General features: G+C 62.1%; 13 protein-coding genes. 5 read left to right on the top strand and 8 right to left on the bottom strand.

Features of this window, described 5'->3' with window-relative positions; translation table 11 throughout:
• Positions 1–414 precede the first annotated feature (414 nt).
• Together Q8W67_RS06525 and Q8W67_RS06520 are read left to right on the top strand one after the other, a co-directional pair.
• A complete protein-coding gene (locus Q8W67_RS06525) occupies positions 415–1,089 on the top strand; it encodes a response regulator transcription factor (RefSeq protein WP_305542539.1) in 675 nt (224 codons plus the stop codon).
• Positions 1,090–1,237: 148 nt separating this feature from the next.
• On the top strand, positions 1,238–2,416 hold the full coding sequence (locus Q8W67_RS06520; protein WP_305542536.1) for a HAMP domain-containing sensor histidine kinase: 1,179 nt from the start codon (positions 1,238–1,240) through the stop codon (positions 2,414–2,416).
• A 427-nt stretch (positions 2,417–2,843) separates the two neighbouring features.
• On the opposite strand, the gene Q8W67_RS06515 is transcribed toward Q8W67_RS06520, so the two are convergent.
• The 5 genes from Q8W67_RS06515 to Q8W67_RS06495 all read right to left on the bottom strand — a co-directional run bounded on the left by Q8W67_RS06515 (position 2,844) and on the right by Q8W67_RS06495 (position 13,996).
• On the bottom strand, positions 2,844–4,346 hold the full coding sequence (locus Q8W67_RS06515; protein WP_305542533.1) for a TolC family outer membrane protein: 1,503 nt from the start codon (positions 4,344–4,346) through the stop codon (positions 2,844–2,846).
• A gap of 630 nt (positions 4,347–4,976) precedes the next feature.
• Positions 4,977–6,218 (bottom strand): efflux RND transporter periplasmic adaptor subunit, encoded by a 1,242-nt coding sequence (locus Q8W67_RS06510; RefSeq protein WP_305542529.1) that lies wholly within the window; start codon positions 6,216–6,218, stop codon positions 4,977–4,979.
• Positions 6,215–7,423: an efflux RND transporter periplasmic adaptor subunit gene (locus Q8W67_RS06505; RefSeq protein WP_305542526.1), complete on the bottom strand. Its 1,209-nt coding sequence runs from the start codon at positions 7,421–7,423 to the stop codon at positions 6,215–6,217. Before Q8W67_RS06505 ends, Q8W67_RS06510 begins: the two co-directional genes overlap by 4 nt.
• Positions 7,416–10,592 carry an efflux RND transporter permease subunit gene (locus tag Q8W67_RS06500; protein WP_305542523.1) on the bottom strand — a complete coding sequence of 1,059 codons (3,177 nt, stop codon included), beginning with the start codon at positions 10,590–10,592 and terminating at the stop codon, positions 7,416–7,418. Before Q8W67_RS06500 ends, Q8W67_RS06505 begins: the two co-directional genes overlap by 8 nt.
• A gap of 1,805 nt (positions 10,593–12,397) precedes the next feature.
• Positions 12,398–13,996 (bottom strand): porin, encoded by a 1,599-nt coding sequence (locus tag Q8W67_RS06495; protein WP_305542984.1) that lies wholly within the window; start codon positions 13,994–13,996, stop codon positions 12,398–12,400.
• A gap of 1,559 nt (positions 13,997–15,555) precedes the next feature.
• Between Q8W67_RS06495 and Q8W67_RS06490 the strand changes: the two genes are divergently transcribed.
• From Q8W67_RS06490 to Q8W67_RS06480, 3 genes are all read left to right on the top strand, one after another.
• On the top strand, positions 15,556–16,692 hold the full coding sequence (locus Q8W67_RS06490) for a glycosyltransferase (protein ID WP_305542520.1): 1,137 nt from the start codon (positions 15,556–15,558) through the stop codon (positions 16,690–16,692).
• A 530-nt stretch (positions 16,693–17,222) separates the two neighbouring features.
• A complete protein-coding gene (locus Q8W67_RS06485) occupies positions 17,223–18,932 on the top strand; it encodes a methyl-accepting chemotaxis protein (protein WP_370693827.1) in 1,710 nt (569 codons plus the stop codon).
• Between the two features lie 214 nt (positions 18,933–19,146).
• Positions 19,147–20,076, top strand: coding sequence for a substrate-binding domain-containing protein (locus Q8W67_RS06480; RefSeq protein WP_305542514.1), 930 nt, complete (start codon positions 19,147–19,149; stop codon positions 20,074–20,076).
• 384 nt (positions 20,077–20,460) lie between these two features.
• On the opposite strand, the gene Q8W67_RS06475 is transcribed toward Q8W67_RS06480, so the two are convergent.
• The 3 genes from Q8W67_RS06475 to gmd all read right to left on the bottom strand — a co-directional run bounded on the left by Q8W67_RS06475 (position 20,461) and on the right by gmd (position 24,070).
• Positions 20,461–21,273, bottom strand: a complete 813-nt coding sequence (locus Q8W67_RS06475) for a universal stress protein (protein ID WP_305542511.1) — start codon at positions 21,271–21,273, stop codon at positions 20,461–20,463.
• A gap of 153 nt (positions 21,274–21,426) precedes the next feature.
• Positions 21,427–22,908 carry an aldehyde dehydrogenase gene (locus Q8W67_RS06470; protein ID WP_305542508.1) on the bottom strand — a complete coding sequence of 494 codons (1,482 nt, stop codon included), beginning with the start codon at positions 22,906–22,908 and terminating at the stop codon, positions 21,427–21,429.
• 178 nt (positions 22,909–23,086) lie between these two features.
• Entirely contained in the window at positions 23,087–24,070 is a 984-nt protein-coding gene (gmd, locus tag Q8W67_RS06465; RefSeq protein WP_305542981.1) for a GDP-mannose 4,6-dehydratase, read from the bottom strand.
• Positions 24,071–24,084: the final 14 nt, after the last annotated feature.

The following is a 24,084-nucleotide window of genomic DNA, read 5'->3' as shown; positions in this document are numbered from 1 at the left end:
GGCAGAGCCACCCAACCTGCGGCCCTTTCGGACCCTGTGGCCTGCCGCGAGAACGCCGGGTCCCGCTCTGCGGCAAGCTGCCGACGGAACACGGCATGACGCGCTCTGAACGAAGCCGTGCAGCCGATTTGCCCGCGCCGGCCGATCAAGACCGGCAAACCGCGCTTGCGCGGTATGTTGTCGTAGGTGACAACCGCCTTGCACCGATGGCGGGCCGCGGCGGTCGACGGAAACGGGATACGCCTGCCCCTCCGCAGAAGTTGACAGCGCCGAGCGAAACCGGAGACCTCTTCGGCCCGGATTCAGCCGATCGGACTTGCTCTGGAGGCGCGAAACTCCACCGACATCACGGCGAGCTTCACCGCGCTATATCAGCCCCTGTCCGCATAACCTCAAGCAAAAGAGGAGGAATTCTTGCGCGTTTTGGTTGTCGAAGACGATGAGAAGAATGCCGCCGAGATACGGCACGCCTTGGATGACGCGGGATATGAGGTCGATGTCGAGCTGACCGGGCCGACCGGCCTGGCGCGCGCCTGTTCGGTCAAATTCGACGTCATCGTTCTCGACCGGATGTTGCCGTCCATGGACGGCTTGACGGTCTTGGCCAAATTGCGAGACGCGGGGGTCGTTACGCCAGTTTTGATATTGAGTGCCTTGTCGGCGGTCGATGACAGGGTCGAGGGTTTGCGAGCCGGGGGCGATGATTATCTGTCCAAGCCATTCGAGTTCTCTGAGCTGAGTGCGAGGATCCACGCGCTGGCCAGACGGAGCCGCACCGTCCGGGATGTCACGAAGATTGCCGTCGGCCGCGCCTCACTTGACCTGATCGGACGGCACCTTGAAATCGATGGCGAGGTTATCAAGCTCCTTCCGAAGGAATTCTCCATTGTCGAATTTCTTATGAAGAACCATGAAGTGCCGCTGAGTAAAAAGATGATATTTGAGGCCGTTTGGGGGTATAGCTTCAATCATGAATCTGCGGCTCTCGACGTTCATATCAGCAAAATTCGAAAGAAGATGGATTCCTGCGACGCAGGGCAGATGATTCAATCCGTCAGGAACGTGGGATTCGTCTTCCGTGCGTCTTAAGAGTTTGAATAAGACCAGCGGCTTTCGTCTGTCCGTGCTGTTTTTCTCGACTTTTGGCGCCGCGTCCCTGTGTCTATGTCTATTTCTTTACATAGAAGTAAGGCAGAGCACTATCGATTCCCTCTATAGGGCCGTTAAGAGAGAGGCCTTGCGTCTCAATCATTTGCCGGATTCGGTTTTGCGAGAGCGCACGGACATTTCGCAGGACTTGGAGCAGGATGGCCGCCTAATTACACTTTACACGAACGAAGGAACGCGGATTGCTGGCGCCGATCTTTCGCTGCCGGCGGACCAGAAGGTGGCCCAGCCCTTCCAATTAAAAGCGACCATCACGGAAGACGATCCGAGTCTATACTGCTTCGCCGCGCCGCGTGAGCCCAACAGAGTGCTGTTGGTCTGTCGATCATCGAGAGAGATATCCGATATCGAGCAAGTCTTCAAAAAGGCGCTGTCCCTGGGAATTGCAGCCATCTTTTTCATAGGCGTCATCGCGTCTGTCGTCTTAGGCCTGCTGTCGCTTCGGCAGATCCAGTCCATCACCGCCTCTGTCGAGACGATCATGAAAGGGGATCTGAGCGGCCGGTTGTCATTGTCCCACCTGTTCGGGGATCTGCGACATCTCGCCGAAGTGGTCAACGAGATGCTGTCTCGACTCGAGCGTCTTATGCTCGAGGTCAAGAATTCCAGTGAAAACATTGCACACGATCTCAGGACTCCGCTCACCCGTGTTCTGGCGAAGCTGGAAAGGTCGATCCGGAGCGTAAGTGATCTTGAACAGATGAAGGAGCTGAACAGTGAGGCGGCCTCTGACATCAAACAGATCGTTTATCGATTTTCAGCGCTGCTCAGGATATCGGAACTGGAGGACAGGCTAAGACGGTCAGAATTCAAGAGCGTCGATGTCCTTGGGATCGTTCGTGACGCCGTCGAATTTTACGAACCTCTGGCGCATGAAAAGGATGTCAGGATCGTGCTCTACGATACGACAGCGTCTTCAATGATCGAAGCGGATCGGAGTTTGATATTTGAGGCAATAAGCAACCTGATGGACAACGCGTTAAAATACAGCCGTGAGAATGAATCTATCGAGGTGAGCGTCACCGAGAGTCCGCTTGCACTCGAAATCAGAGATTTCGGGCCTGGGATCCATCCGGATGACGTCGAGATACTGAAAGAACGATACAAAAAGAAGGGTTATCGATATCAATCTGCCGGCTTCGGTATCGGTCTGAGTATCGTCGATTCGATCGCGAGGCTTCATAATTTTCGGCTTGAATTCGAAAATGCTAATCCTGGCTGCAGGGTCAAGCTCATTTTCAGTACTTAGCGTTTGGATTGAAGTCGCGGCCGTCCGGCTCCGTTGCTGCTTCGAAGACGTGACGCACCGCATCGTGCTGGTACATTCGCAGTCGTCGCAGGTCAGTTCGCCCACCCCTTCGCCGGTACGGATTACCCGGGTCGTGACTCGCGAAGTGGCAGCGCGCTGAGGGGCGCTCGATGTGGGAAGGATTTCGTCCCAATATTCGTAGCGTCGGAGCCGGCGTCGAATCCGACGGAGGATCTAGCCTTCGGGCGCTACGCCCTTCGACCTCCGACGTCCGAAGTGCTGATCCTGCAAATGACGCCGCCGCCGGCCAGTTGGCGTCAGCAAAAAGATATTTGCAATTCACCAACTTCAAATTGCGAGACGACTTTGTGCGCAGCCGCGAAGGTCGTCATCCCGTTCGTTATATCGGCTGCCAAATTCGGCATTACTAGCGTCCATCCGGTGATCGGACGCCGAACCAAAGGTCTTTGACTTGATCGTAGTGGATTTTTTTATCGTACAGATCATCAGACAGGCTGAGAAACTTAACCGTCAATTGGCCCATGCTGAACAGCACTTGGTAGGATGCGACGACACGATCGCGCTGCGCAGAAACCAAGCCCACCCGAGCAAGAAGGAGTTCCTGCTGTGCGTTCAGGACGTCCAGCGTCGTTCTCTGTCCGATGGCCGCTTCCTCTCGAACACCTGCCAACGCTCTCTCGTTCGCAATCACCGCCTTCTGGGAGGCAACGACGGCGGCTTTTGACGCCTCAAGAACGCCCCAAGCGGTCACGACGTTGAAACGCACGCGGTCGCGGATCGATTCCACTTCGATCCGGCGCTGGCCGACCCGTTCTTTGGCTTGACGGATGTCTGAATATACAAGGCCGCCCTCATAGATCGGAATCGTGAGGCGTCCCTGGAAGATACCACTGAGAGAACTGCTATTGGGTCGAGGGCTGCTGCTCAACGGTGGTAAGTCATGGTTGCCTTCGACGGAGGCCGAGGCCGTAAGCTGGGGATAGAGCTGGCCCTCGGCTACTTTTACTTGAGCTTCGGCAACATCGACATCGTGACGTGCCGCAATGATGCCAGGATGATCGCGAAAAGCGGTGGCGATTGCGCTGTCCCGATCGGGCGGTATAAATTGATCGATCGGCCGGCCGGGCGCAAGATCATGGGGATCGACGCCGATGATTTGCCGGAAGGAGCCGATACTTGTTTGAAGTGTACTCTCCCCGGTGCTGAGTTGCGCCTGCGCGACCGCCAAACGAGCTTCCGCCTGGGATATGTCCGTCAGCGTCACCTGCCCCTCGTCGAGCCGAATGCGCGTCTGCCGCAGCTGCTCCTGAATCACTTCGACATTGTTCTGCTGCAGGGCATAGATCGCGGTGTCCCTGAGGAGATTCATATACGCGACGGCGGCGCTGAATAAGACGTTGGACTCGACGCCTCGAAGTGTCTCGCGTTGCGAATAGACCTGACTCTCGGCCATCCTGGTTTTGTTGTCCGTCCGAAACCCGTCAAATATCGTTTGTGAGACTGTCAGTCCGGCCTGCATCGGAATGGTTCTGTACTGGATCTGGGCGCCAGACAATGATCCATCCGACTGCGCGATACCCGCATTGACCCCGATGTTGACTTTCGGCCTGTAGCCGGAAAGCGCCTGCGCGACATTTTCATCGACGACGCGCAAATTGGCGCGCTGTGCATTGAGATCGGGATTGCCGCGATATGCCAGCAGCAATGACCCGTTGAGCGTCTCGCGCGCTTCTGCGGTCGAAAAACCACCGCAGATCCAGAGCGGCAGCACAACCATGCGGCTTGTTATTGTTGCCTTGCGAGCCATTGTCCGGACCGAACGAACCGAGTTCTTGAGGAATTTGTACGGAAGGCGCCAATAGGGCACTCCGTAGGTGGCTTCAGATGACTGCACGACTGCGGGGATCATGCAGCGATCGATCGTTCTAACCTGGTTGGTCTCAACGTCTGTCGTCCTGTTGGAGCGAAAGTCAAACCGAACGGAACTATTCGACGCCGTTGTACTTCGACCCGTGTCGGGGCCGTCGTACGCAAGTCGGGAGGTCGGTCTGGCCGCGTTCCATTCGATTCGATCCCGCGCGCAGGCGCGTATCGAAGGTGGCACGGTAACGGACAGGACATAGTGAGAGCGACCCAGGCTCAGCCGCGTGCACCAGCGTGTGCTCAAGGTGCGAACCTCGACGGGCGCAATTAGCACACGTGTCGGGAAATCCGTCGGGACTGAACCGTCAGCCCTGTCGCCCACGTACCGTCTCTCCGTCTGATGTTCGGTAGAGACAGTACTGGACGGCGACATCGACTGTTCGGTGCTCGTATGACAGGAGGGGATCATACGCTGCGCTGCCTCAGTTCCGGCACCGCAGCGGGGACGCTGACCCATGGCGCATCGCTCGCAGAAAGACGGCGGGTATCGTCGCGCCGGATGACGCCAACAACGACCGCCCTCAAGGAATACCTGGATCAGTAATCGGAGGCGAGAGCACGCGCGACACAGCGTACAACGATCCGCATCTCCCTGCCGCCGTTCGGAGGTCGACCGCTACTGAAGGGCCTGATGGACCGGTGCGCCGTTGGTCGGCTGCGTCGATGCGACTTGCACGGTGTCGCCATCCTTGAGCGTGTCGGGCGGATTCTTGACGATCTCCAAGCCGCTGGGAAGCCCGGACAGAATCTCTACTTCGTCGCCGAAATTGCGTCCCAGGCTGACGGTTACGAGATCGACCCGATCGTCGCGCACCACGGCAACCTGCATGCCGCGGCCATCGAAGATCAGTGCGCTTGAGGGTACATGCAGGATCGAGGGCGCAGAGGGAATGTGCAGCGTCACCTCGGCATAGGCGCCAGGCCAGAGCTTGCCGCTCGGATTATCGGCTTGCAGTTGCACCAGCACCGAGCGCGACTCTTCCGAGAGTGCATTCGACGTCGAAACGAGCGTCGCATCGAACGTTTGCCCTGGATATTGAGGCATTGCGAGGGAAGCCTTCAATCCCGGCTTCAGGCTATCCGAGAGACCTTGCGGCGCACGAAGATAGACTCGGACTTGTTTGATGTCGGCAACTGTAAACAGTGCCTTGGAACTCGTCGCGCCCATGCCGACCAGATCGCCGACGTCGATCTGTCGGGTCGTGACGACACCATCAAAGGGTGCGACGATGTTCTTGTAGTCAGACAGGGCTTCCAGTCGGCTCACGTTCGCCTGCGCAGCTCGCAGCGCTCCCTGTTTGGAAGCGGCGTCGCCAACTTTCTCGTCCTTTGCCTGTTGTGAAACAAAGCTCTTCGCGGCAAGTGTCTTCCATCTGTCAGCAGTCGTATCTGCAAGATCAGCGTCCGCCTTTGCCTTAACCAGGTCGGCCCGGGCTTGAATAAGTTGCTGATCCAGGTCCGGACTATCTATGCTGGCGAGAATGTCTCCCTTTTTCACGTGGTCCCCGATGTCGTGAAACCATTCACGGACGTAGCCGCCCGCGCGAGCGTGAAGCTTGGCGGCGTTGTATGCCTCTATCGTGGCAGGTAGGCGTACATCGGTCGCGCCTTCTCCCATTTTGGGCCGCATCAGGTTGACACTGGGTTTGGTCGGCTCCGCCGCTGCCGTGAGAAGATCCTCAGGCGGCGCGGCACGTTCTTCGCTCCTGATCACCACCACGGTGCCGGCCAGCAGGACCAACCCGAAGCAGGCGATGGCGCGCCGTCTCGACCGGACACGTCCGGGCGAAGGCTGGTTCGGGCTGTTATCGCGCATTGGGTTGGGTGGCTCGAAGGGCATGACGGGAATACGGCTCATCGCTTCGAAATCTGCGTGGATACCGGCTTGCCCGAATTAGGGCCGTTGACAACGAGTACATTCTCACCCGCGACCAAAGTCTCAGCCGGATGATCGACGACCTTGTCTGAAGCGTCGAGACCCGACAGGATCTCGACGGTACGTCCGATGTTACGGCCAAGACGAACTTCGGAAATCGCGACTTTGCCGTCTTTCACGGTGGCGACCCGCATGCCACCTTTTGCAAAGATCAGGGCCGTGGCGGGAATACGGAGCTGGTTTGCATCCGACGGAATGTGGAACGTGACCTCCGTGAACGCGCCGGACCACAGGAGGTTGTCCGGGTTATCGGCTTGCAACTGCACCAGAGCGGTCCGCGACTTCTCCGAGATCGCATCGGATGTGGTCGTCAGAACCGCATCTATGGTCCTGCCCGGCATCTGAGGTAGCTTGAGCGTCGCCTTGGTGCCGCGTCCCAGGCTCCCCAGGAAAGCCTGCGGCACGCGCACGTAGATGCGCACCCTGTGCGTGTCGGAGACTTGGAACAACGCCTTCCCGGACGTGCTGCCGGCCGTGACCAAGTCACCCACGTCAAGGGATCGAGCGGTTACAATGCCGTCGAAGGGCGCGACGATGTTCCTGAAGGCTGCAAGCGCCTCCAGGCGATCGACGTTCGCTTTTGCCGCCAAGCGGGCGGCGTGTTTGGCATCATAATCGCCCTGCCGCTCGTCGCGAGCCTGCAGGGAAACGATGTCCTTGCTCGCCATCGCGTTCCAGCGCTGCGCCGTCGTTTGCGCCAATGTCTCGTTCGCCTGAGCGCTCGTCAAATCGGCATGGGCCTGCGCCAATTGTTGATCGAGTTCCGGCGAATCGAGAACGGCCAGGATCTCGCCCTTCTTTACCGTCGCACCGATGTCCTTGAACCACTTCCCGACATAGCCGCTGGCCCGGGCGTAGATCGTGGCCGTGTAGAACGCGCTGACGGTGCCGGGCAGACGGATCGTCGTCTCATCGGGCGAGCGCTCGGGTTCGATGAGGGAGACGCGCGTCGTGGCCTGCCGGTCGGCCCAGGTGATCATATCCTCGTGGCTGGCGGACCGAATTCGCAGACCATGGTAGGCGCTGACTCCGAAACCGATGAGCACGACGACAAGGAAAGCTGCGACTCGGGATGGGCGCGGGTGCGAGTGCGGCGTTTTCGATACGCCCTGATTGCTCTCAAGCATGAACGGGTCCTGCTGCGGACTTGGGCGACGCGCTGGATGCCTTGCGGCCGTGGGACAGGCTGAAGAGCGTCGGCACGAAGAAGAGGGTCGCGAAGGTGGCGAAGATCAGTCCGCCGATGACCGCGCGTCCGAGGGGGGCATTCGCATCGTGCTCGAGCGCCATTGGGGCCATGCCGATGACCATGGCCAATGCAGTCATCATCACGGGGCGGAAGCGGGTGCTCCCCGCCTCGATGGCCGCGGTCAGAGCATCGGCCCCGGCCGCCAAGCGCTCGCGCGCGAAGCTGATGATCAGAATGCTGTTTGCCGTCGCCACGCCCATGCACATGATCGCACCGGTCAGCGCTGGGACCGACAGGGTCGTGTGGGTCCAGAACAGCATCCACACGATGCCCGCCAGGGCAGTCGGCAACGCCATGACGATGACGAGCGGATCGATCCAGGACTGGAAGGTGATGACGATGAGCAGGTAGATCAGAACGATGGCAAAGGCGAGGCCGACGAACAACTGCTGGTAGGCACTGTTCATGATCGAGACCTGGCCACGGATCTCGACCTTGGCGCCTTTCGGAAGATCGCCCTTCGTGTCGCTTATGAGCTCCTGGATGTCAGCGGCGACGCCTCCGAGGTCGCGCTCCTGCACTGTCGCGTAGATGTCGACTGCGGGCCGGACATTGTAGTGGGACACCAATGCATTCGCGGGCTCGGGTTCGATGTGGGCGATGCCACCCAGCAATTGGCTGGACTCCGTCGATACCACCGGAAGGTTTCGGAGGTTGCTAAGGGTATCCATCCGGTATTGAGGAGTCTGGACCGAGATCGGGTAGGAGACACCGGTCTTCGGGTCGAGGAAGAAGGTCGGAGACGATTGCGTACTTCCTGCCAGCGTATTTTGGATGCTGGTCGTCGCGTCACGCTCGGTGAGACCGACGAGACTCGCCAGCGAGCGATCGACATGCACGCCAAGTGCCGGCGCTTGGAATGCCTGCTGTATGCGAGCATCGGCGACGCCGGGCACACGTCGGATGCGGGCGATCAGCGCGTTGGCATAGTTCCGGTTTCCGGCAAGATCGCTGCCGACAATCTGGATGTCGAGCGGTGCAGGAGCGCCGAAATTCAGGATCTGGCTGACGATATCGGCGGGCAGGAACGCGAATGTCGTACCCGGGAACAAATCCGGAAGCTTTTCGCGAAGAATTTTTATGTAATCGGCCGCAGATAATCCCTCACCCTCGCCCTTCAGTGAGATCATCACGTCGGCATCGCTCACGCCGATCGTTCCGGAGTTGCCGTAGGCGATATTCAAACCGCTGACCGGCATGCCGATGTTGTCGACGATCCCTTCCAGACGTTCGGCGGGTATGATGTTGCGGACGGCCTCCTCGATCTGATTGATCGTGCGATTGGTCTCCTCGATCCGGGTTCCCGTTTGCGTTCGCACGTGCATCTTGATCGCGCCGGCGTCAATTTCCGGGAAGAAATTCTGGCCGAGAGACGGCGCCAACCCGAACGTGACGAGCGGCAGCACGAGGAAGATCGTCACGAGGATCGCGCGATATTTAAGCCCGAGTTGGAGAAGGCCGACGTAGCCGCTCCGGATCGACTCGAAAACACGTTCGAAACCGTTCCGAAATCTGACGAGCGGATTACGGCTCGGAGGCGCGTCGTGCTCGGCATGATGGTGGACCTGATTGCGGAGGAGGAAGTTCGCCATCGTCGGCACGAGGGTGCGGGATAGGATGTACGACGCGATCATGGCGAACACGACCGCTTCGGCCAAAGGTCGAAACAGGAAGCCGCCGACACCTCCGAGCCCGAACATCGGTACGAACGCGATGCAGATGCAAAGCAGCGACACGGTCGCCGGCACGACGATCTGCTCGGCCCCGTCCAGGATCGCGCGCTCGATCGGCTTGCCGTGTTCCAGGTGCCAGTTGATGTTCTCGATGGTGACGGTCGCATCATCGACCAGGATGCCGACGGCGAGAGCCAGGCCCCCGAGCGTCATCACGTTGATCGTCTCGCCGATTATGGAGAGCGTCGTCAGCGAGGCCAGGATCGCCAACGGAATGGATACCGTGATGATGAGGGTCGAGCGCCAGCTTCCCAGGAACAGGAGGATCATGAGACCGGTCAAGGCCGCCGCGATCACGCCTTCACGGATGACGCCCGACACCGCTGACTTGACGAAGCCCGATTGGTCGCCGACCGGCGTGACATCGACGCCGCTCGGGAGCGTCTCCTTGATCCCGGGCAGCAGGCGTTTCACGCCGGCGATGATGTCGAGGGTCGAAGCGGAACCCGCCTTCAGGACGCTCATGAGCACGGCTTTGTGACCATCCACCTGGACGACGTTCGTCTGAGGCGGACTGCTGTCGTGCACGTATGCCACGTCGCGCATGTAGATGACGGCCCCACCGACCGTCTTGACGGGAAGATCGTTGAAGTCGCGAATGCGTTGGGGCGAGTTGTTGAGGTTGACCGTGTACTCGAACGCCCCGATCTTTTGCGTCCCGACAGGGGTGATGAGATTCTGGACCGATAGGGCGTTGACGACGTCCTGCGCCGAGAGGCCGTAGGAATGCAGCGCTGATTGATCGAGATCGACCTGAACCTGCCTGACTGCACCGCCGTAGGCCGACGGCAATGCCGCACCGGGCACGGACGTGAGCTGCGGCCGAATGAAGTTGCCGGCGAGATCGTTCAGGCGTGTCTGGGACAGGATGTTGCTGGAGAGCGCGAGCTGGATGATCGGCACGCTCGATGCGTTGTATGTCAGGACCGATGGAGGTGTGATGCCGGCGGGAAGGCTCTTCAGGACTGTCTGAGAAATGGCCGTCACCTGAGCCTGGGCGGCATTGATATTCACCGAGGGCTGAAAGAAGATTTTCACGATCCCGTATCCGGCCAAGGACTGGGACTCGATGTGGTCGATGTCGTTCACCGTCGTGGTGAGAGATCGTTCATAGGGAAAGATCACCCGTCCGGACATCTGATCCGGCGGCAGGCCGTTGTAGCTCCAGACCACACTAATGACCGGGATCCCAATATTTGGGAAAATGTCGGTGGGCGTACGGAGCGCCGACATGATACCGAATATCATGATCAACATGGCCATCACGACAAACGTGTAAGGCCTATGGAGTGCAAGACGTACGATGGCAATCAATTCGGCTCGACCCTAACTCGTGTTGGCGATCTCGAACGGCGTAAAGTTGGTTTAGTGGCGTCCTGACCGCAACTACGACGAAGCTTAGCTCGGATTTAGGTATATGGTCACATTTTTTAAAGTGTATCGTCAGGTCAGACGGCAGCATACTAGGAACGGAAAGAGTTTATAGCTTCCCTGTTTTTTGTGCAACTAAACTAAAATTAAAACATTTCGGTCCTGCGACCGGGGCGCTCGGTTCCACCGATAACAGTATCCGACGTGAGAGCGCTTCGGGCGTCAGATATGAATGCGACGTTCGATTTCTGGGCCCGGTGATTTTTACGAAAATCTACTTCGATGCAGCCCGAAAACTGTCGAATTCTCGTCCACCTCTGAATTTCAGTGATTGGCGCGGTCGAGGAATGGGCCGTTGGAGAGCCTGTTGCAGCACCGGCCAGAAGCACAACCGCGTATTGGTGCGACTGAGATGGAGGGCTGGCTTCGCCCGAGCGATGCCGGCTCGATCGGATGACCTTCGATGGCGACAAGGTCAGCTATGCCGGTGCGCGTCGGCGTCATTCGGTGGCAGTTCATGGCCGAGACAGGTGTGTGGTGCAGCCAGTCGATGGGTGCGGCGTGCGCGACGAGGTCGTGCCACTGTCAGCTTGGACCCCTTTTGGTCCTTTCCTCGCCCGCGATCTTCATCCGCGGGAATCCCGCTCGGCAGCAAGGCCATGGCCGCGCGCTCGAAGCCGGGACGAGGATGCCCGTCTCTCATCCTCGAAATCCGCCCCAAGCCCGCCAATGCCGAGCCGTTTGGGCGTGTGAGGTGATCCTAAGTCGAATCATGGTCCGGATCCGGAGCGGTCCGCCATCCACGACACACCCGATCGGCCGTACGCCGGCCGCCCGTTATTCGAGTCCTCCTCGGTTTGCCCGCCGCCCTCGAAAGGCCGACGCGCCGCTTCCCGCAGGAAGTGGCGGCAAAGCAGCTCGCCTTCGACGTAGACGCCATCGGCGGTTTGGCCGCGACCGAATCGTGGCCCGCGCTTCGCCTTTCTGGACGGGCTCGGAAGCATCGTCTGCCTTATCGATCCGGCGGGTGGCGAGGTCGCCTTGTGATGCATCTTCTGGTTGATTCGCTCGGCCTATTGTCTCGCGCCGTCATCGCAAGCCCAGCGAAGCGACCCAGGGACCCACCCCGTTCGGCGACCGCGCAAATCGCTGGATTGCTTCGCTGCGCTCGCAGAGACCGTGACAGGCGCCGCGCTTCCTTCGACCGGAACCGTGTAAGGCCTTCGATCCATTTAGGCGCAAGGGTCGACTTTAACCCTGCTGACCGGCCCCAGCGGGAAACTGCTCCGGGTCGCCAATCATGTACATGGCGCACTGGATGTTCGAGGGCCGCGGCGCCTGACCGCGTCTCGAGCAATGCGCCAGTTGCGCCAAGCCATCCGGGCGAAATCGTCGAACATTCGGCAGGTTGCCGCCATGGCAGACAGCACCTGGATCACGGGCTCTTATCCAAAGGCCGCCGATGGTATCCCGTCGCCTCGAAATAAGGCTTGTCCATCACTGACGCGTGGATGACTCGAGCCGAGGTCCAGGCCAGTCGACGGCTGCGACGTGGCTCCCGACAATCGACAGCAAATCGAGATTATGCAGGGTCCCGAAACGCGGGATTCTTTAGAATATCCGACAGGCTCGCCGATCACCGGTGACGGTGGCCGATGCAATAATAGGGGACGCAATCAAAGTAGTGCTCAAACGAAAAACCGTGCGGAGCGAGCGCTCCGCACGGCATGTCTGCCCTATGGTAGGTCTTAGAAGTCTCTCTGGATCCGGAAGCGGGTCTGGAAGGTATCGGTCGCCCCGATCAGCTTCACTGGAACACCGTTCACGTTCAGGCCCGACGGGTTCTTGTTGATGTCGTTCGTCAGGCCGTTGTTCAGAGCAGCGCGGATATACGCGCCCTCAACACCGATATCGAGATCCTTGACGGGCGACCAGATCAGGCTCGCGCCGGCGACGATGAGGTTGTTGTCGCGAAGCGTCGGGCTGTAGACGAACGCGTTGGCGTTGGCGCCGCTGTTGGTCGGGTTGAAGCCGAAGCCGATCGTGCCGAGTGCCGCGCGGGCGCTCTTGTTGTACGACACCTCACCGTAGCTGCCGTAGAAGGCCGACCGCCACTCAGGGCTCCAGTAGTGGAGGTAGGAGGCCACCACCGTGAAGCTCTGCGCCAAGGTGTACTTGCCCGTCGCCGGATTGATGACGGCGTCGTTGTTGTAGGTGATGAACGACGCACCGGAGAACGGACCGGCAGACTGCGCATCGTAAGGATAGGTGTAGTTGGCCATGCCGGTATAGGCGTTGGCACCCTCACTGTAGGCGCCCTGCAGATACAGCGCATCGCCGGGGGCGATGAAGGGCAGGTTGAACTTGCCACCGGCCTGCACGGCCCAGCCATAGGTCGTCGGCGCGCGCCCCGCCGAGGCGATCGTCAGGCCACCGGTGTTGCTCGTGGACACGAAGGACGCGTTGCCGCCGTTGATCTCATGGCTCGCAGCCGAGAGCTGCAGCGAACCCCAGGCTTGGTCGAGGCGGAGAACGCCCACGACGTCGGGGACACGGTTCTTCTGCGTGACGTCGACAAGGGCGATCTGGTTCGTGCCCACCACGATCGGAGCGAGGAACGTCGCAGACCCGAACGGCGCGAAGCCGCCGCTAAAGGCGAGCGGGGCAGCGGCGGAGTTCGAGCCGCTGCCGAACGTCGGGTAGCGCCGGTAGGTCGGATCTTCGGCCGAGATCGTCGCACTCAGTCCGCCGCCGAGCGTGGCGGTGTAGGCGAGGAGGTTGGTGCTGTACGTATCGGAGCCCGTCGTGCCGCCGATGAACTCAAAATCGTGAGCATAGAAGTCGAAGAAGGACGACGCGCGACCGGCCGTGATGCCGGCGAACTGAATGAAGGCCTTGTCGATGTCGACGTAGGTCTGAGCCCGGCCGAACGCGTCCGCGCCGAGAGCAGCAAACGCGAGACCCTCTCTCTGGCGAGAGCCGGAGGTGAAGTATGGCCCGGTCCGATTCTGAACCTCAATGCGGGTGAAAGCACGGAGCGTTCCATACGCGGTCTGGGTCCGCGCATCCAAGTTTATGCGCGCGATGGAACGAAATCCCGAAACGTCACCGTTGGTGCCGCTCCGGTTTCCGCTGTTCTGGTACAGGTATTCCATACGAGCCCGGCCGGAGAGCCGGAGGCATGTGTCGGTACCCGGGATGTAGAAAAATCCCGCGCCGTAGGCATTGCACACCCGGACGAATTCGACCGGAGCCGCCTTCTTAACCGGTAGGTCGGCAGCGTGAACGGATCCGACCGCGGCGAACACGGCGGCAGATCCGAGCAGTGAGCTCTTCAAGAGCTTCATAGACATCTCCAAAGCTTCGAGACCCGATGATGCGGACGTGTCCGGTTTTCCGGATCTGGCCGCATGTTTTTTATATTTGGCCCGCGTCTTGGGTGGCAGGCTCCTGCGGGCTCTCGCTTGGCGATGCCCCCGTGCACGCTCACCATGTGCGAATGGGTTTCCACGGGCAACGCAGATTCTCGCCTGCCACGGTGGTTCCTGCGCGATGTTGCCGCCCCGCAACAATATCCGGCGACTTGGGCGGCAAATGACTTGAGCTGCCGCTTTCGTTGGGGCACGCGAGCGAACGGCGAAGCTCACGATAATAAAAGCCGGCTCTTGTATGAGCTTATCGTGGTGACTGGCGACATCGATTAGGCCTGCGACGCGCGCGTTGAGATTTCGAAACGCTTTTGTGAGGTCGCCTGTCGAACGCTGGAGAGCTTTTCCGGCGGCTTGACGATGCACAGCGGTACATCCGCCGCGAGAAAACCCGCAGAGCCTCGCGATCGATCGCGAGCTCCGCAGCCCGTCGGTATCCGCGTCGAGATCGTTCGCCCGTGCCAAGGCCCCGGCATGGTGCAGGTGAGTCGGCCGGAGCGAGGACGCGGGCTTTGGCCGCCGTCATCGGCTGGATTGGCTGGACCCGGGCATCGCGAAGCGAATCGGCCCCACTTCTGCAATGGTGAAGGCCGCTCGGGGCAGCACCCGCCCAAGCCCGTCCGCTGCCGTCACCGCAGAGAGAGCAAGAGCGATCAAGCCGGGGCAAGCCCGATTCCGGAATTGCCTCTCCGGCCCAGGGACTTCCGCCGACGGAGTCAGCTCGGCGTCCGAGGTCTCGGGCCGGTACGAAGCTTGGTCGATCGAGACATCGCCTGCGGCCGACGGACCATCGACCATGAGACCTACTCTCTCGGGAATGCAGATCTCACGGTCGCCTTCGACCGCCAAACGCCCTCCGTCGTGACCGAGTCCCTCGGCAGTCCGATAGCCGGCAAGCGCCGCTTCATAGGCCTTCCCGCCTGTCTCGCGCGCGCAGCGTACCTATGAAGCTGCGATAGCGGCGCTCAGGGCTCCGTGTCGGGTGAGGTCCCTTTCTGCCGGATGGTAAACGCGTTTCACAGCCATCGGCGGCCTCCAGCAGTACGCCCCGGCCGAAGTACACGCGCGCTTCGTGGTCGCCGACCCTGTCCCGGAGTACGTCGACGACGTCTTCGCCGAACGCGGAAGCGGAGGGCAACGGTCGTCTGCCGGGAAGCATCTTTAAGGATCCGATACCCTGCAGAGCTGTATTGTATCAATGTAAACTATAGATCTGTAAATTATAAATACGTTCAGATATTCTCGCAGTAATTGCGAAAATATGCGTGATAATAATATAATATTTGATTGAATCATCGATTGCTTGTGTCTAAATATATTTTATATTCGTAGAAAGATTCCAAATTTACCATCAGGGCATTTGCGGAGGCGGAAAGAGCACGGTATGGACTGGATCCGATGCTAAAAATCTTTGCTGCGGATGGCCTTCGGAAGGCTTTTAGACTATGACTAATTCTGGTCAGGCGATCTGTCTTTCAATGATTGTCAAAAACGAGGCTCCTGTTATCCGTCGATGTCTGGAATCTGTCCGGCCGATTATTGATCATTGGATTATCGTCGACACCGGCTCAACCGATGGAACGCAGGACCTCGTCCGCGCAGCCCTAGCGGACCTGCCGGGGACTTTGGTGGAGCGGCCCTGGGTCGATTTTGCCTTCAATCGGACCGAGGCCCTGAATCTCGCACGACCACGCGGCGCCTATACGTTGGTGATCGATGCGGACGACGAATTGATCATCCCGGCCGGCTTCATGATGCCGAGCCTCGACGCTGGCGGCTGTAATGTTCAGATCCTTGACGAGAACACCCGGTACCATCGTCCGCAACTGTTCAACAATGCCTTTTCCTGGCGTTACCGTGGAGTCCTGCACGAGTTCGCGGAATGCAAAGAGATCGTCTGGACGGGCAACTTGCCGATCGCGATGCGGCGGGGGCACGACGGGGCGCGCCGTCGCGATGCGACGACCTACCAGCGCGATGCCGAGATCCTCGAGAGAGCGCTGATCAAGGAGACGGACCCGTTCCTGATTTCGCGCTATACGTTCTATCTCGCTCAGAGCTACCGTGATTGCTCGGATTGCCGAAAGGCGGTGGAATACTACTTGAAGCGGACGGAGCTCGGCTATTGGATCGAGGAGATCTACATCAGCTTCCTGAGCGCCGCTCTGCTGATGGAGGCCCTCGACGAGCCGTTCGACCGGGTGCTCGCCACCTTCGAGCAAGCGATCGCAGTCAATCCCCGAAGGGTCGAGGCACGCTATCACGCGAGCCGGTATTGCCGAAGCAAGATGCGCTTCGTCGAGGGTTTCCACATTGCGGAGGCCGGTCTCGCTCAGGCGCTCCCGAGCGACGGGTTGTTCCTTCAGCCGTGGATGTATCAATACGGAATGCGGAAAGAGTATTCGATCAATGCTCTTAACACCGGACAGTATCGTGCATCACTAAGTGCCTGTCTTGAACTTCTTGACGGTTCCGACCTGCCGGCGGAAGATCGACCACAAAGCGTCAAGATTGCCAGAAGCGCACTCGACAAGATGCTGGATCCGGTCTGGGGCTCTAATCACTCGGCGTATAGTTCGGAATACAGCCCGTCTTGGCAGTCCTCCGCCCTGTGATGACGGTAGGTCGTGTCCGGGGCGAGCGGCTCCGCGCGGCCGTCTGCCAGCGGTTGTACAGGCCTAGCAAATGCAGCCGGCGCATCCGCGACCGAGACGCCGACTGTCCTGGTCGTGCTCGCGCATCGCGTCCGCGCCCGCTGAATGCCCTGCGATGTGGCGTCTCTCCGCGCGGGGCTGGTGCTCCGCGACAGCCCAGATCGAGGCATAGCCGTTGCGCTCCCGAGCTGATTCGGCGCATCCGGCGTGGGCCTGCCTGTCGCGGCAGCCTAAAGGACCGGGCGCACAGCGAACCGAACCACTGGGTGGAAGCCACGTCCCGGTGGAATGCATTCCATTATCGATCGCGAGACTTAAGTGTATGCAACCGATGGGCGCCCGTAAAATAAAATATCAATCATTCCGGAATCGCCCTTATTGCGATAGATTATATTTTGTCATCGTCAATTAAAAATATCGCAGTATCATACAAGTGATTAAATTTATCCAATCGGCACACTGATAATGATGCTTCTACCGGGTGATTTATAATGGGTAATTTATTGTCGGTTCGAAATTTGATGTTATCTATCAATTTGCGGTCGGTTGTAATCGGATCTTCGGTCGCGCTGTTTCTCGTAACCGCGGCCATAGGAACATTTGCAGTCCTCCGCATCGGCCTGATCAACGACATGAGCCGGTCCGTCGCCAGCGAGATGAAAGCGGTCGCGATCCTGGGCCACATGAAGGAGCTAAGTCAGGCATCGCGGGCCCTGGACGTTCTGGCTCACAACGCGCGCGGGGACCAGGATCGCAGGCGCTATCTGGGCGAGAGCCTCGCGGCGCAGGAGGCGTTCTCCGCGGCTTGGAGCGCCTATGCACCGACCATCATCGGGTCGGATGAGCAGAACCTGGCGCACCGTTTGCGTCAAGCTTGGCAGCACTTCCTGGCGGTTGAGGCCGAAGCGACCGCATTGGATCGAGCCGGCGAGCGCGAGCTGGCCGATTCGGTGTTCGCGGAACCGTTCCAGAATGAGGCGGTGGCCTTCACGAAGGCCGTCGACACCGTGCTGGTCCATCGCCAGGCACGAGCCTTCGCGCAGACGGAGGCCGCCGATGCCGTCGGCGCGACCTCCCGGCTGGCGGTGAGCGTGGCCCTCGGCATCGCCGCCCTCCTGACGCTGGCGACCGGCTGGTTCGTCGTTCGCCGGGTCGCCGCGCCGATCGCGAAGATCACCCGGGTGATGGAGCGGCTCGCCGGGAACGACCTGTCCGTCGCGATCCCCGGCGGCGACCGGCAGGACGAGATCGGCACCATCGCGGGGGCCGTGCAGGTCTTCAAGGACACCCTGCTGCACGCCAAGTCTCTTGAAGGCGCGGCGGCCCGAATCCGTGCGGAGGCCGAACAGCAACGCAAGGTCGCGATGCGCGACATGGCGGCGCGCTTCGAAGAGGCGGTCGGCGGCATCGTCGGCACGGTCGCTTTCGCCGCCACGGACCTCCAGGGAACGGCCAACCTGATGAGCGAGGCCGCCAAACAGACGGCGAGCCAGTCGACCGCAGTGGCGGTCGCCGCCGAACAGGCGGAGTCCAGCATCCGGATGATCGCCGCTGCCGCCGATGAACTCGGGGCGTCGGTCCAGCAGGTCGGGCGCCAAGCCGGGCTGTCCGCCGCCATGGCCGATGGCGCCGCCGCGGAGGCCGCGCAGACCACTGCGCTGGTCCAGGCGCTCAGCGGCGCGGCGGCGCGGATCGGCGACGTGGTCCGACTGATCTCCAAGATTGCGGCCCAGACCAATCTGCTCGCTCTCAACGCCGCCATCGAGGCCGCGCGGGCCGGCGATGCCGGCCGCGGCTTTTCGGTAGTCGCTGCCGAGGTCAAGCAACTGGCGGGCGAGACGAGGCGCGCGACGGACGAGATCGCGCGCCACGTCTCCGTGATTCAGGGCTCCACGGCCGAGGCCGTCGCGTCGATCGAGGGAATCGCTACGCGGGTCCGGGACATGAGCGGTGCCGCCGCCTCGATCGCCGCGGCCGTCGAGGAACAGGGGGCCGCCGCCCGGGCGATCGTCGTCAACGTCTCTCAGGCCGCGAACGGGACTGGCGAGGTGACGGAGCATATGACCGCCGTCGCCAGCACTGCCGAAAATACCGGCGCCACGGCGGGGCAGGTTCGCACCGCGGCGAGCGCGCTGTCGAGCGATGCCGCGCGCCTCGGCGAAGAGGTCGAGCGGTTCCTCGAGACTATCCGGGCGGCCTGACGCCGCCTCCCCGGGAGACCGGGCGAGCCAGCACGCCATCATCACCGACCAAGCAGGTGCAAGCGCCATGATTCGAAGGCTCTGCGCGGGGGCGATCGCCCGCAAGCTCGACTCAGCCCGGCGGCCCCTTTCGGGGTCCGCGGGCGATGGCGGAACCGATCCCGGGTCGACGAGCGCACCCTGCTCCGACTGGCGCCGGGCCGTCCGGATCGCCATGCGCCCGACCCGATGGCGGCCGGCAGCCTTCGGCATCTTGCTCGCCTGTCTGACGACGCCGGCATTCGCGGCCAGCATCGGCGTCGCGATGATACCGCCGATCTGGTTCACGCGGCTGCTGCAGGACGCGATCCAAGACTATGCGCAGTCCCTCCCGGGTGTGTCTGTGCGGTTTGCCTACGCCACCGAAGGAGCGGGCCAGCAGCAGATCGAGCAGGTCCGGCAATTCATCGCCGCAAAGGTCGATGCGCTCGTGGTCTTGCCCGTCGATGCAGCGGCGAGCGCCACGATCACACGCCTCGCGCAGGAAGCCGACATTCCCATCGTCTACGTCAACAACGGTGTTCGCGAGGACTGGATTGCCGGCCGTGTGGCCTTCGTCCTGCCGAACGATCTCGTGGCCGGGCGGCTGCAGATGCGGAAACTGGCGCAGATGCTGGATGGCCTCGGTCGGGTCGCCATCGTCATGGGGCACCCGGCCCACTCGGCCTCTGCGCTGCGTACGCAGGGCGTCAAGGAAGTGATCGCGGAGTTCCCCGGGCTCCGCGTGGTCGAGGAAGCGGCTGGGGATTGGGATCGCAAGAAGGCCGCTTCCCTCGTCTCCAGCTGGCTCGCGAAAGGCACCGCGATCGATGCGATCGTCGCCAACAACGACGAGATGGCGATCGGCGCGGCCGATGCGGTCGAAGCGGCCGGGCTTCCGTCCGGCCGGATCCTGATCGGCGGCATCGATGCGACGCCCGACGGCCTGATGGCGATGCAGCACAAGCGCATGGCCGTGACGATCCATCAGGATGCGGGATTGCAGGGGCGCCGCGCCGTCGATGATGCCCTGAAACTGATCAGGCACGAGCCGGTACAGCAATACGACTGGGCGCCGTTCGAACTGGTCACGGACCGGATGTCGACCACCCACTTCTCGAAATAGGAATCGGCGGAGCGACAGACGCCTCGTCCGGGTCGCGGAGAAGGCTCCGGGACGCCGTCATGTCAATCCCCACGTCCCCTGTCCGCTTCGTGCTGCGGTCGCAGGCGAGACCGCATCCGCGACGTGGTCCACGGCGCCTCGACCGCGAGATGACCATCCCGATCGTGCCGGGCGGCGTCCGGTTGTTCGAGCCCGGCTGCCTGATGCGGCTCGCCGCGCGGCGCCATGGTCCGCCCCCCGTCCAGGGCTGAGGTGCGCCCGGAAAGGATCGCCGCCTCGAGGGCCGATAGGGTGACCGGCCCGCTGAAAAGCGTCACCGTTGCACCACGACGGCTTTGATCGAGCAGAACGTCCTTGGGCGCTCCTGCTGAGGCACCCCGGCCATCAATGCGCCATCAGGCAGCAGACCGAATGCGCCTCCAGGACGTCGCGGGTCGCGCCCCCGAACACCCATTCCCGCAGTCGCGAATGGCCATACGCGCCCATGACGATGAGATCGGCCTCGTGCTTATGCGCGAATCGGAGGAGCTCGTCGCCGTCGCTCACCGCCGTCGTCAGCAGGTGCGCGGTCGCCGAGGCGCCGTGGCGCGCCAGATGGCAGGCCACGTCCTGCGCTCCCTCGAACCGGGCCCCCTCGCCCGCCGTGACGATGAAGACCTGCTCAGCCGCCCGAAGGAATGGGAGGGCCCCGGACACCGCGCGGCGCGCCTCGGGTGTGTCCTTCCACGCCACGACGATGCGGGAACCCTGCAGACGCGTGACCGAGGGTGGAACCACCAGGACCGGCCGGCCGGCTTCCATGAGCACCGGGCCGGGCACCACGCCGAACGGTCCAGGATCGACGCCGCCCTTTCCGGGGGCACACACGACGAGCAGGTCGGCGGCGCGGCCCTGCTCGATGAAGTAGAGGGTCGGCCGATCTGCAAGGCTGCGCCACTCGGTCCGGGGCGCCTCGGCCGCGCAACGCTCGAAGATATCCCGCGCCCGGTCGAGTTCGCGCAGGATCTCGTCCTTGGACCGGTCGTACTGGGCCGTCGCGTCGTGGATGTCGCGCGCGTAGAGCGGCGCCGGCACCTCCGCGGCTGCGGCGCCGGTCAGCGTCGCGTCGAAGCGGCTCGCCAGATGGGCGGCCAGCCGGACGCGATCGGGCGCGGCCTCGGAGAAGTCGAGGGACACCAGAATGTTCGCGTAGCTCATGTCGGCCTCCTCGAAACGCGCGACCGCGTGCTCGGAAGGCAGTCTCAGCGGCCGCCGGACGACGAACCTTGATCCAGCGCAAACAGGCGCGCCCGGCCACGCGGTCCGGACCGTCTCGGCTCCGACCCGGCCGGGCGAAACGGGACGCTCACATCACCGCATCACGAACGGGTTCTCCGGCGCGTCGCGGCTCGTCGAGATCCAGACGCTCTTGGTCTCCAGGTACTCGCGGATCGATTCGATGCCGCTCTCGCGTCCGATGCCGGAGCGCTTCATGCCGCCGAACGGCATCATGTAGCTCACGGCCCGATAGGTGTTCACCCAGACCGTGCCGGCACGCAGCCCCTTAGACATGCGCAAAGCACGGCCGATATCCTGGGTCCATACGCCGGCGGCGAGGCCGTAGATCACGTCGTTGCCGAGCTTCAGCGCCTCGGCCTCGTCCTCAAAGCCGATGATCGACAGCACCGGGCCGAACACCTCCTCCTGGGCGATACGCATATCGTTGGTAACGCCGGTGAAGATCGTCGGCTCGACGAACTGGCCGCCGAGCACCCCGGGCCCGGAGGCGGGATTGCCGCCGAGCACGCAGCGCGCGCCCTCGCGTTTGGCCAGGGCGATGTAGTCGAGCACCTTGGCGTATTGCGGCGGTGTGGTGATCGGGCCGATATTGGTCTCCGGCGCCATCGGGTCGCCGAGCCTGGCGGTGCCGGCCAGCTCGATCAGCCGGGCCACGAATTCCTCGCGGATGCTGTTCTGCACGAGCAGCCGGGAGCCGGCGATGCAGGTCTGCCCGGTCGCCGCGAAAATGCCCGAGATCGCGCCCGCGGCAGCGGCCTTCAGGTCGGCATCGGCGAAGACGATGTTGGGCGACTTGCCGCCGAGCTCCAGCGACACGCGCTTGATCTGGCGCGCGGCCGCCTCGTAGACCTTGGCGCCGGTCACGTCCGAGCCGGTGAAGGTGATCTTGGCGACATCCGGGTGCTCCACGATGGCCGTACCCGCCTCGCCGCCATAGCCGGTGACGACGTTGAACATCCCGTCCGGGAGCCCGGCCTCTCGGGTCAGCCGGGCAAATTCCAGGGTGCTGGCGGAGGCGAATTCCGAGGGTTTCACCACGACGGCGCAGCCGGCGGCCAGCGCGGGGGCGCATTTCCAGGCCACGAACAGCAAGGGCGAGTTCCAGGCGGTGAGCGCGCCGACCACGCCCACGGGCTCGTGCCGGGTGAACGCGAAGGTCTCGGGCTTGTCGATCGGCACCTGGGCGCCCTCGACCTTGTCGGCGAGGCCGGCGTAGTACCACCACCATTCCGGCTGGTAGCGGGTCTGGCCGTACATCTCGGCGAAGAGCTTGCCGTTGTCTCGGACCTCGACCTCGGCAAGCGCCTTCGCTTCGCGCTCCACGAGATCGCCGATCCGGCGCAGCACCTTGCCCCGCGCGGAGGCGGTCATGGTCGCCCAGGGCCCCTCCCACATGGCGCGCTTGGCCGCCGCCACCGCCCGGTCCACATCGGCCTTGGAGGCGCGCGGGATCCGTGCCCAGGGCTCGCCCCGGTACGGGTCGATCGACTCGAACCAAGAGCCCTCGACCGGATCGACGTTCTGGCCGTCGATGTAGAGCTGATAGGTCTTCACGGCGCACCTCTTTCCCGCAGCGCTCCCCGCCGGACTGGATGCCGATCCGGCGTCATGGAGCGTGTCAAAAGAACCGAGTGCCGGCCCCGATCGCGTCGCGAGGTGGGCGGCTCCCAATCATGCGCGCGATATGGGTTGGGACCCGGCCGGCGGCGAGCCCGGCCGGGTGCAGGGCCCCTCAGGCGTTGGCGCTGAGGCGCTTGATGTCGGCGTCGACCATCTCCTGGATCATCGCCTCCAGGCTCGTCTGCGCCTCCCAGCCGAAGGTCGCCTTGGCCTTGGCCGGGTTGCCGAGCAGCACCTCGACCTCCGCCGGGCGGAACAGGGCCGGGTCGACGATCAGGTGGTCGTCGATGTTCAGCCCGACATGCTTGAACGCGATCGCGCACATGTCCCGCACCGTCGTAGTCCGCCCGGTGGCGATCACGAAGTCGTCCGGCTTGTCCTGCTGCAGCATCAGCCACATCGCCTGGACGTAGTCCCGGGCATGGCCCCAGTCGCGCTTGGCGTCGATGTTGCCCAGCCGCAGCTCCTTCTGCTTGCCGAGCTTGATCCGGGCCACCGCGTCCGTGACCTTGCGGGTCACGAACTCGACCCCGCGCAGCGGGCTCTCGTGGTTGAACAGGATGCCGTTCGAGGCGTGCAGCCCGAAGCTCTCGCGGTAGTTGATAGTCATCCAGTGGGCGTAAAGCTTGGCCACGCCGTAGGGCGAGCGCGGGTAGAACGGCGTCGTCTCGCTCTGGCGCTCCTCCTGGATCAGCCCGAACATCTCCGAGGTCGAGGCCTGGTAGTAGCGCGCGTGCGGCGCCACCGAGCGCAGGCACTCCAGCATGTGCACGGCGCCGAGCCCCGTCACCTGCCCGGTGAGCAGCGGCTGCTGCCAGGACGAGGTCACGAAGGACTGGGCGGCGAGGTTGTAGATCTCGTCGGGCTTTGCGGCCTGGACGATGCGCAGCAGCGCCGATTGATCGAGCAGGTTGCCGTCGACCAGCTCGACGTCGTCCAGGATGTCGAGCCACTTCAACCGATGGTCGAACACGCCGGCATGGCTCGAGCGGCGCACGATCCCGGTGACCGTGTAGCCCTTCTGCAGCAGGAACTGTGCCAGGTACGCGCCGTCCTGGCCCGTCACCCCCGTGATCAGTGCGCGCTTGGCCGTCATGAACCCGTCCCGTC

The sequence above is a fragment of the Methylobacterium sp. NEAU K genome, assembly GCF_030700285.1.
In the GTDB taxonomy this organism is placed as follows: Bacteria; Pseudomonadota; Alphaproteobacteria; order Rhizobiales; family Beijerinckiaceae; genus Methylobacterium.
This window is presented reverse-complemented; position numbering and strand designations above follow the sequence as displayed.

Excerpts from the sequence above, each read along its gene's own strand:
- Q8W67_RS06515 (WP_305542533.1), bottom strand. The coding sequence starts at position 4,346 with ATGATCCCCGCAGTCGTGCAGTCATCTGAAGCCACCTACGGAGTGCCC.
- Q8W67_RS06510 (WP_305542529.1), bottom strand. The coding sequence starts at position 6,218 with ATGAGCCGTATTCCCGTCATGCCCTTCGAGCCACCCAACCCAATGCGC.
- Q8W67_RS06505 (WP_305542526.1), bottom strand. The coding sequence starts at position 7,423 with ATGCTTGAGAGCAATCAGGGCGTATCGAAAACGCCGCACTCGCACCCG.
- Q8W67_RS06495 (WP_305542984.1), bottom strand. The coding sequence starts at position 13,996 with ATGAAGCTCTTGAAGAGCTCACTGCTCGGATCTGCCGCCGTGTTCGCC.
- Q8W67_RS06490 (WP_305542520.1), top strand. The coding sequence starts at position 15,556 with ATGATTGTCAAAAACGAGGCTCCTGTTATCCGTCGATGTCTGGAATCT.
- Q8W67_RS06485 (WP_370693827.1), top strand. The coding sequence starts at position 17,223 with ATGGGTAATTTATTGTCGGTTCGAAATTTGATGTTATCTATCAATTTG.
- Q8W67_RS06480 (WP_305542514.1), top strand. The coding sequence starts at position 19,147 with ATGCGCCCGACCCGATGGCGGCCGGCAGCCTTCGGCATCTTGCTCGCC.
- Q8W67_RS06475 (WP_305542511.1), bottom strand. The coding sequence starts at position 21,273 with ATGAGCTACGCGAACATTCTGGTGTCCCTCGACTTCTCCGAGGCCGCG.
- gmd (WP_305542981.1), bottom strand. The coding sequence starts at position 24,070 with ATGACGGCCAAGCGCGCACTGATCACGGGGGTGACGGGCCAGGACGGC.